Genomic DNA, 7,982 nt, shown 5'->3' with positions numbered 1-7,982 from the left:
ACAAAGGAAGTTTTTTTTATGTTGGTGATCCTAAACAATCAATCTACAGGTGGAGAGGAACAAGATGGGAACTTTTTGATGATATTATCAAAGAATTTGAGAGTAAGATTGAAGAAAAGGATTTTGAATTTATTTATAAAGATATAAATAAAAGGAGTTTAAAAAATATTGTAGATTTTGTAAATGATATATTTGATATTAAAAATTTAAAAAATTATTTTTCCAGAATAAGTGATAATAAGAAAAATTATATTAAATATTTTTCTGAAGTAGAAAGGGTATATAAGAATGTTAGACAGAAACCTGATAGTGATAAAAATTCTGGTGGTTATATTGAATTTAAAGTTATAAGGGGCTCAAAGAGTGAATCTGAGGATGAAATTCTTTTTTATTTAAAAGAAATTATTGATGATTTGTTAAAAAATAGAAAAAGAAGTTACGGTGATATTGCGATACTTGAGAGACAAAATAATGATTGTCAAAAGATTGTAAATTTCTTACTCAGTGAGGGTTATCCTGTTTATACCTCTTATGATGTTAGTATAGAAAATTTACCTTTGATAAGAACAATAATTTATTTCTTTAAGATTCTCGTAAATGAAAATGATAAAAATAGTTTCTTTAATTTAATTCAAACTGAATTTTTCTCAAAAATTTTTGAAGTGGATGAAAGAATTATTAAAAAGTTTCTTTTAAGTGATAAAAGAGATTTAGAGGAATTTTTTAAAATTTCTCCCCTTTTTGAAAAAACTTATAAATATTTTAAAGATTTATCTAAAATTTATTCTCCCTACTATCTTTTACTTGAATTTGATTGTGTTTTTAAAATTTCTGAAAAATTTTTAAAAGAGTACTTACATCTCCTATCCCTTTTAAAAGGAACATGTGAAGAGGTTGAGAATATATCAATTTATGAATTTGTAAAAAAATTTGAAAAGTTTCCCTACTTATTTTCTCCCTCTTCTAAGGATGCGATAAATGTTTTGACAATACATAAAGCTAAAGGACTTGAGTTTAATGTTGTTATTTCCCTTTTTTCTTCCTTTTTTGAATTTGAGGAAAGGGATAAATTTATTATTTATGATAAAGATGTTGAAAATCCAAGAGTTTATTTGAAAAAAGAATGTGATGAGGAAGTAAAACTTTATAATGAAACTTTAAACATAATTCAAGAGTTAAATTTGCTCTATGTTGCGCTGACAAGGGCAAAAGAAGAGATTTATTTTGTAATTTGTGATAATAATAAAAAAAATTATGGTAATTTTATTCTTGATTTTCTGAAAAGAAATTTTGGTGAAAGGGAATTTTATAAAATAGGTGAAAAAATAGAAGTTGAAAGAAGATTTTATGAGAAGGAAGAGTTAATTTTTTATAGAAGAAATCCTATTTCTATAAAGGAACTAAAAAATAAACTTTTTGTTAAAAGTGAATTTGAAAGCGAAGTTTTATATCACGAGGAATTATTAAGGGGTGAATGGATACATCTTGTTCTTTCTAATATAAAAAATTTGAATGAACTAAACTTTGATAAAGAAATTGAAAAATCCTATGAGAGGGCAAAATCACTTTGGAAAAGGTATGGATCTTTTGATGAGAGCACCTTTGAAAAAGTTATTTATTTTAAAACAAAAATCAAAAAGGAATTTTTAAGAGAATTCTTTTTTACTGATAAGAGAATAAGGACAGAATTTGAGGTGGTAAATGAAAGAGGAGAGGTTTATCGTATTGATAGAATAGTGTTTGATGATACAATCAAGGTTATAGAATTTAAAACAGGTAATGAAAAGTCTGATTCCCATTTTTTGCAGGTTAAAAACTATCTTAATATAATTAAAAAAATATTCGGTGAGAAGGTTAAAGGTTATCTTATATATTTAGACAGGGAGGAAGTTTATGAAATTTGAACCTGAAATTGTTATTTATAAAACACCTCAAAATATTTTAGAAAAAATATGTGATGAAATTTTAAAGGAAGGGGATGATTTTTCTGAAATTCTAATTATTTTTCCAAATAAAAGACCAAAGGTTTATTTAAAGAAAATTTTACATGAAAAATTAAAAAAGCCTTTTATAATGCCTCAGGTTTTTTCTTTTCAGGAATTTGCTTATAAAGTTTTAGTGGAAAAAGAAAGTTTTGAATTTATTGATATACTTGATGCTGTTTATATTTTAAAAGATATTTTTGATAAAAAGGATAAAAAAATTTTTGGAGAAAAGTTTTCTGATTTCTTTGAATGGGGTTTAAGGATATTAAAAGCAATGGATGAGCTTATTATGAATGAAGTTGATTTTGAAAAGGTAAAAATTTTAAAGGAATATGCTGATATTCCAGAAAATGTGAAGGCAATTCTTGACATATTGAAGGAAATTAAAGAAGAGTTTTGTGATGAGATTTTGAGAAGAAAAAAAATTTTAGATTTTATTTTATTTAAAAAATTGAAAGAAATGGATTTTGATCTTGATTATAAAAAAGTAATTTTTGCAGGTTTTTATGCACTTCTTCCCCTTGAAGAGTTTTTTATTAAAAGGATAATGGATAAGTGTCCAACAAAGATGATATTTTTGATGACGAGGGAAAGTGATGCCATATTTAAATTTTTGAAAAAGAATGGATTTAATTATAAAATAGTTGAGTCTGAACTTGAAAGGCCAAAAATTAATTTTATTAAGTTAAATGATTTTTATACTCAATCAATATATATCAGGGAAAAGTTAAAAGATGTTTTAAAAAGTAGAGATGCTACAAAAATTGGTATAATATTACCTGAACCCTTGCATCTTGAATCACTTATTGGTGAGATAGGAACTGATATAGATTCAGATTTTAATATCAGTATGGGTTATTCTTTTAGATTAACTCCCTTATTTTCTTTAATAAGGAATTTCTTTGAAGTTAGAAAAAGTTCAAAGGATAATAAAGTATATTTTAGTTCTCTTCTTAATTTTGTAAATCATCCATTTATTATATCTTGTTTTAAGGATGAGGTTATAAAAATTGATAATAAAGTGAAGAATTTGAATCAGGAAAAGGGCAAGGTTTATTTTTCATTTAATGAAGTTGTAGAAGATAGTTTTGATAGAGAATTCCTTTTCATTTTAAATTGTGTTTTTGTAGAGGTAAAGACTATAAAAAATTTTATTGAAAATATGAGAGAAATTCTTGGTATTTTATATAAGAGGATTAAAGGTAAAGAAAATACTCTTTTTGAAATTTTTATGAATGAAACTTTTGAAATTTTTAATAAACTTCTCCAGACAGAGATAAAGGATATTGAGTTTGAGATAGAGGATCTTTCTAAAATAATTTTATTTTATTTAAAAAGAGAAATCATTCCCTTAAGGGGGGATCCTTTAAAAGGATTTCAGATAATAGGGGTTCTTGAAGCAAGGCTTATTCCTTTTGAAGTTATTTTTTTCCTTGATTTAATAGAAGGAATATATCCTAAAAGTTATAAATATGACCCAATTCTACCTGAAAGTTTAAGGAAAATACTTAATTTACCTTCCTACAAAGAAAATGAATCCATTTATGCTTATAATTTTTATCAGATAGTAGAAAATGCTCATGAGGTTTATCTTTTATTTTATGAAGATGAAAAGAATGAGGGTTATTCTGAATCAAGATTTATTCAGAGACTTTTATGGGAAAAGGAAAAAGAGGAAAGAAGAGTTTTATATGATGAAATCCCCTTTTATAGTTATACTCCCCTTTTAACAAAAGAAAAAAGGAAAGTTATAGAAAAGGATGAAACGGTTATTAATATTTTGAAAAAGAAGGGAGAGGAAGGATTTCATGTTACAGAGATTGATGAATATTTAAAGTGTCCTTTTAGTTTTTATCAAAAAGTTATTTTGGAAAATAAAGAGGAAAAAGGTATAGAGGAAGATATTGAGAGCACAAAACTTGGTGAATTTTTGCACAGGGTTATGGAAGAATTTTATATCATGAATTTTAAAGATAGGGAGATTAGATGGAATGATAGTTTAAAGAATAATTTTTTAAATTTTTTGTCAGAAAAATTTGATGAATTTTTTGGTAAAGAGAGAGAAACTTTATGGGTAAGGAAAGAATATTTAATTTTAAAGATGGGAAAATTTATAGAAAAAATTAAAGAGGAAAAAGGAATTTTAAGAAGTGTAGAGGTAAGGGTTGAAGAAGTTATGAATATTGATGGTTTAGAAGTAAAGATAAAAGGAAAAATTGATAGAATAGATGAACTTTTTGGTTCTTTTAGGATTGTTGATTATAAAAGTTCAGGAAGTAATTTAAATTATCCTTGTGTTCCTTCTAATTTTAAGGATAGGAGGGAAATTAAAGAGGAGGTTAAAAGTCTTCAAATTCCAATTTATGCTTTGATTTACAGTAAGATGAATGATTCTTTAGTAAAAAGAGGAGCCTATTATATATTCAGTTCAGGAGAAATTAAAGAGTTTGAGTTTGGAGAAGTGATAAAAAGAACAAAAAAGAGTGTTTTGAATTTGAAGGAGGCGGAAGAAATTTTGTTTAATGTTTTGACTGAGATTTATAATAAGGATATTCCTTTTGAGCCAGATTCAAAGACAGGAAATTGTAAGAGTTGTCCTTATCGTGGTATATGTGGAGAGTTTTAGTTTGTAAAGATTTTTTATTTATAATTAATTTTAAAAGGAGGAAAAAATTATGGATGAAAAAATCAAGGAAATTCTTTTAAGTTATAGAAACATAGCGACAATAGGTTTTTCAAATAATCCTGAAAAGCCTGCGAGAAGGGTTCCTGCTTTTTTAATTTCAAAAGGGTATAATGTTATACCTGTAAATCCCAATCATGATAAGATTCTTGGCAGAAAAAGTTATAAAAGTTTAAAAGAAGTAGAAGAAGAGATTGATATTGTGCAGGTTTTCAGACCCCAAGAGGAGGTTCCGAAAATTGTTGAAGAGGTAATTGATAGGAAAAAATCAAGAGGTGATATTAAGGTTTTATGGCTTCAGGAAGGTATTAAAAGTGAAAGTGCTAAAAAGTTAGAAGAGTATGGAATAACAGTTATAGAGGATAGGTGTATGTATAAAGAGTATAAAAGATTGATAGAGGAAGGTTAAAAGTTTTTGGTAGCCGCAGGCTTTAGCCTGCGTAAAAATCATTAATAAAGGGGGATTTTTTAATTACACCGCTTATGAAAACTTCATGGGCTTTATAAGAACTTCTTACAAAAGGACCTGAAGCACAGTATAAAAATCCCATTTCAAGTGCAATTTCTTTATAATATTCAAATTTTTCAGGATGAATGTATTCCTTTACTTCAAGGAATTTTTTATGGGAAGAAGGTTTTAAATATTGACCTATTGTTACTATATCAACCCCTACTTCTCTTAAATCCTTTAAGGTTTTTATAACTTCTTCTTCAGTTTCTCCAAGACCAAGCATTATACTTGATTTTGTGTAAATATGTGGTTTTAATTTCTTGGAATTTTCAAGAACTTTTAAACTTATTTTATAACTTGCTCTCCTATCCCTTACAACCGGTGTTAACCTTTCAACTGTTTCTACATTATGGGAGAGAACATCAGGCTCTGAATCAAGGACTGTTTTTAAAGAATCTATGCTTCCCTGAAAATCAGGTATTAAAGGTTCTATGAAGATTTGAGGATTTAATTTTTTTATTTCTCTTATAGTTTTTGCAAAATGTAGGGCACCACCATCAGGCAAATCATCCCTATCTACAGAAGTTATTACAACATATTTTAAATTCCATTCTTTTATTGCTTCAGCAACTCTTCTCGGTTCATCAGGGTCCAAGTATCCACCTGGATTTCCTGTTTTAACATTACAAAATCTGCACCCTCTTGTGCATATATCCCCCATAATCATTATAGTTGCTGTTTTTTCTCCCCAGCATTCATTAATATTTGGACAGAGTGCTTCCTCACAAACAGTATGAAGTTTTTTTATTTTTAAAGTTTTTTTAACTTCAGCATAGTTATCATTAAATGAAAGTTTTATTTTAATCCAATCTGGTTTTCTTATATTCAATTTAAAAAAATTTTACGCCCCGGGCAGGACTCGAACCTGCAACCTTCGGGTTAACAGCCCGCCGCTCTGCCTGTTGAGCTACCGGGGCGTCTTTTTAATTATAACTTAAATTAAAAAAATTTTCAATTATTTAGGGGGCAGGACTCGTAAGCCGGATTCTGTTTAAGGTGGTCATTTATCTATGCGGCTACCCGGGGATTCGTGGGAGCGGGCCACTCCCATAACCTCCCCTGTTTGCCTTGCTCCGGGTGGGGGTTGCAAAGATCCTGATATAATTTATCAGGATAGGGGCATCTCACCCCTTCATCACGGGTTACCCCGTGACCGGTGGGCTCTTACCCCACCTTTTCACCCTTACCCTCCCTATAAAGGGATAAGGCGGTATTTTTTCTGTTGCCCTTTCCTTCTTCCCAAGAAGGGAAGAACCTTCTTTTTCAGAAGGCACCCTGCCCTCTGGAGTCCGGACTTTCCTCCCTTCCCTTTTAAAGGAAGAGCGACCACCCGGTCCTACCCCCATTTCCTATATTAAATTATAGGTCCTTTTATAAAATTTTCAATACTTTCCACAAATTCTTCTGATGCCTTTTCATCCTTTTTTAAAAGGTCTTGAATAACAAAAAGATAATACTTTGTCATTTCAGGATCATTTTTTTTAAAAGAATTAAAATACTTTCTTATAAAAAATATTTCCCTTGAATGAATACCAAGTAAAACCATTAAACTGGTGTAAAGCTCCTTCCCTTTCTTGTTTTTCTTTAAAAATTTTAATTTTTTCTTTAACTCTTTCATTTTCTTCTCAGAAGAAGAAAGAATTTTAAGTTTTTTCTTATCATAACAAATTTCAGGATTATTTAAATTAAGCCTTAAAAAATCTATTAGCTTCTTGTGCTCCTCTGAATAACTTTTCAAAAAATTTAACATTCTTTGATATTTTTTATAGTTTCTTAATTTTTTATTTAAGATTATGGTTAAATATATCCTCTTCATCAAAAGCCCTATTAATGTAAAGAAAATTTTAAATATTTCCATCAAAAAAATATAAGATAAAAAATGAAAAAAATCAATATTTTACCTTATTCTTAAATTATGAAGTTAATTTTTTTCTTTATGTTTTCTTTGAGTTTTGTAAGACCTTACCCCTTTCAAAGGAGTTCTCCAGGATATGATGTGTTGCATTACAATATAAATTTAAAAATAAGACCCGAAACAAGAAATCTATCAGGCTATGTAGAATTTATAGTGGTTGTTACAGAAAATTCACTTAACAGTATTAAATTTGAGGCAGATGATCTTTTCATTGATAGTGTTCGCATTATGAATAGAAAAATTTTAAGCTTTTTTTATCCTGATTCTGACCTTGTTGAATTTGTTCTTCCTTACAGAATTTTTAAAGGCGAAACATTAACTTTTAAAGTATACTTTTATAAATTTTATCCTGGCAATTTTCCAGTTGATAAAATGAGGGGAGTTTTCTTTCACCCGAGCAGTATGGTTTTTACTTTCTCTGAACCCCAGGATGCAAGAAGGATTTTCCCCTGCTGGGATGAACCCTATGATAAAGCAACACTTAAAATTAAATTTAATGTCCCTTATGGATATGAAGCCATTTCAAATGGACTTTTAATGCAAAAATCAGAATACCCTCAACATGATTCCACTGTTTTTGTTTTCTATGAATCCCACAATATAGCAACATACCTCATTGCTTTTTCTATTTATCATAAATATCAGATTCTTTATGATTACTATCAGGATAACCCCCTTTTTTATTATGCAGTAGACGAAAAGAATAGAATTGTTGCTGAACGTTTAAAACCTTTTCACAAAGAAGCAATAGATTTTTTTTCAAAAAGATTTCTCAATTACCCTTTTTCTAAATATGGAGTTGTCTCAATTTTTGATTTCCCCGGAGGAATGGAGAATCAAACAATAACTTTCGTAAATCCAGGATGGTGGAGTGATACAAGTAACATT

General features: G+C 28.5%; 6 protein-coding genes, 1 tRNA gene and 1 other RNA gene. 4 read left to right on the top strand and 4 right to left on the bottom strand.

The genetic code is table 11. From position 1 onward, the window contains the following. From ABIN73_10185 to ABIN73_10175, 3 genes are all read left to right on the top strand, one after another. Nucleotides 1-1,904: 3'-5' exonuclease (locus ABIN73_10185; protein MEO0270092.1), on the top strand; the 1,904-nt coding region annotated here is incomplete at its 5' end. After that, nucleotides 1,894-4,611, top strand: coding sequence for a PD-(D/E)XK nuclease family protein (locus ABIN73_10180; GenBank protein ID MEO0270091.1), 2,718 nt, complete (start codon nt 1,894-1,896; stop codon nt 4,609-4,611). The genes ABIN73_10185 and ABIN73_10180, both read left to right, overlap by 11 nt. Before the next feature lie 49 nt (nt 4,612-4,660). Further along, nucleotides 4,661-5,077: a CoA-binding protein gene (locus ABIN73_10175; GenBank protein ID MEO0270090.1), complete on the top strand. Its 417-nt coding sequence runs from the start codon at nt 4,661-4,663 to the stop codon at nt 5,075-5,077. A 22-nt stretch (nt 5,078-5,099) separates the two neighbouring features. On the opposite strand, the gene lipA is transcribed toward ABIN73_10175, so the two are convergent. From lipA to ABIN73_10155, 4 genes are all read right to left on the bottom strand, one after another. Further along, the gene (gene lipA / locus ABIN73_10170) at nt 5,100-6,008 is read right to left on the bottom strand and encodes a lipoyl synthase (GenBank protein MEO0270089.1); all 909 of its coding nucleotides are present in this window, start codon (nt 6,006-6,008) and stop codon (nt 5,100-5,102) included. A gap of 15 nt (nt 6,009-6,023) precedes the next feature. Next, nucleotides 6,024-6,096: transfer RNA gene (locus ABIN73_10165), tRNA-Asn, on the bottom strand. Nucleotides 6,097-6,139: 43 nt separating this feature from the next. After that, nucleotides 6,140-6,521: RNase P RNA component class A (gene rnpB / locus ABIN73_10160), an RNA gene on the bottom strand. A gap of 12 nt (nt 6,522-6,533) precedes the next feature. Continuing rightward, on the bottom strand, nt 6,534-7,037 hold the full coding sequence (locus ABIN73_10155) for a hypothetical protein (protein ID MEO0270088.1): 504 nt from the start codon (nt 7,035-7,037) through the stop codon (nt 6,534-6,536). A 57-nt stretch (nt 7,038-7,094) separates the two neighbouring features. Between ABIN73_10155 and ABIN73_10150 the strand changes: the two genes are divergently transcribed. Then, nucleotides 7,095-7,982, top strand: an 888-nt coding sequence (locus ABIN73_10150) for a hypothetical protein (GenBank protein MEO0270087.1), incomplete at its 3' end; no start/stop codon positions are given.

The sequence above is a fragment of the candidate division WOR-3 bacterium genome (genome assembly GCA_039804025.1).
GTDB lineage: Bacteria > Hydrothermota > Hydrothermia > Hydrothermales > JAJRUZ01 > JBCNVI01.
Note: the sequence above shows the minus strand (reverse complement) of the source record. Positions and strands in the feature narration are given on the sequence as shown.

Coding starts and splice junctions, on each gene's coding strand:
- ABIN73_10175 (MEO0270090.1), top strand. CDS start 4,661: ATGGATGAAAAAATCAAGGAAATTCTTTTAAGTTATAGAAACATAGCG.
- ABIN73_10155 (MEO0270088.1), bottom strand. CDS start 7,037: ATGGAAATATTTAAAATTTTCTTTACATTAATAGGGCTTTTGATGAAG.
- ABIN73_10180 (MEO0270091.1), top strand. CDS start 1,894: ATGAAATTTGAACCTGAAATTGTTATTTATAAAACACCTCAAAATATT.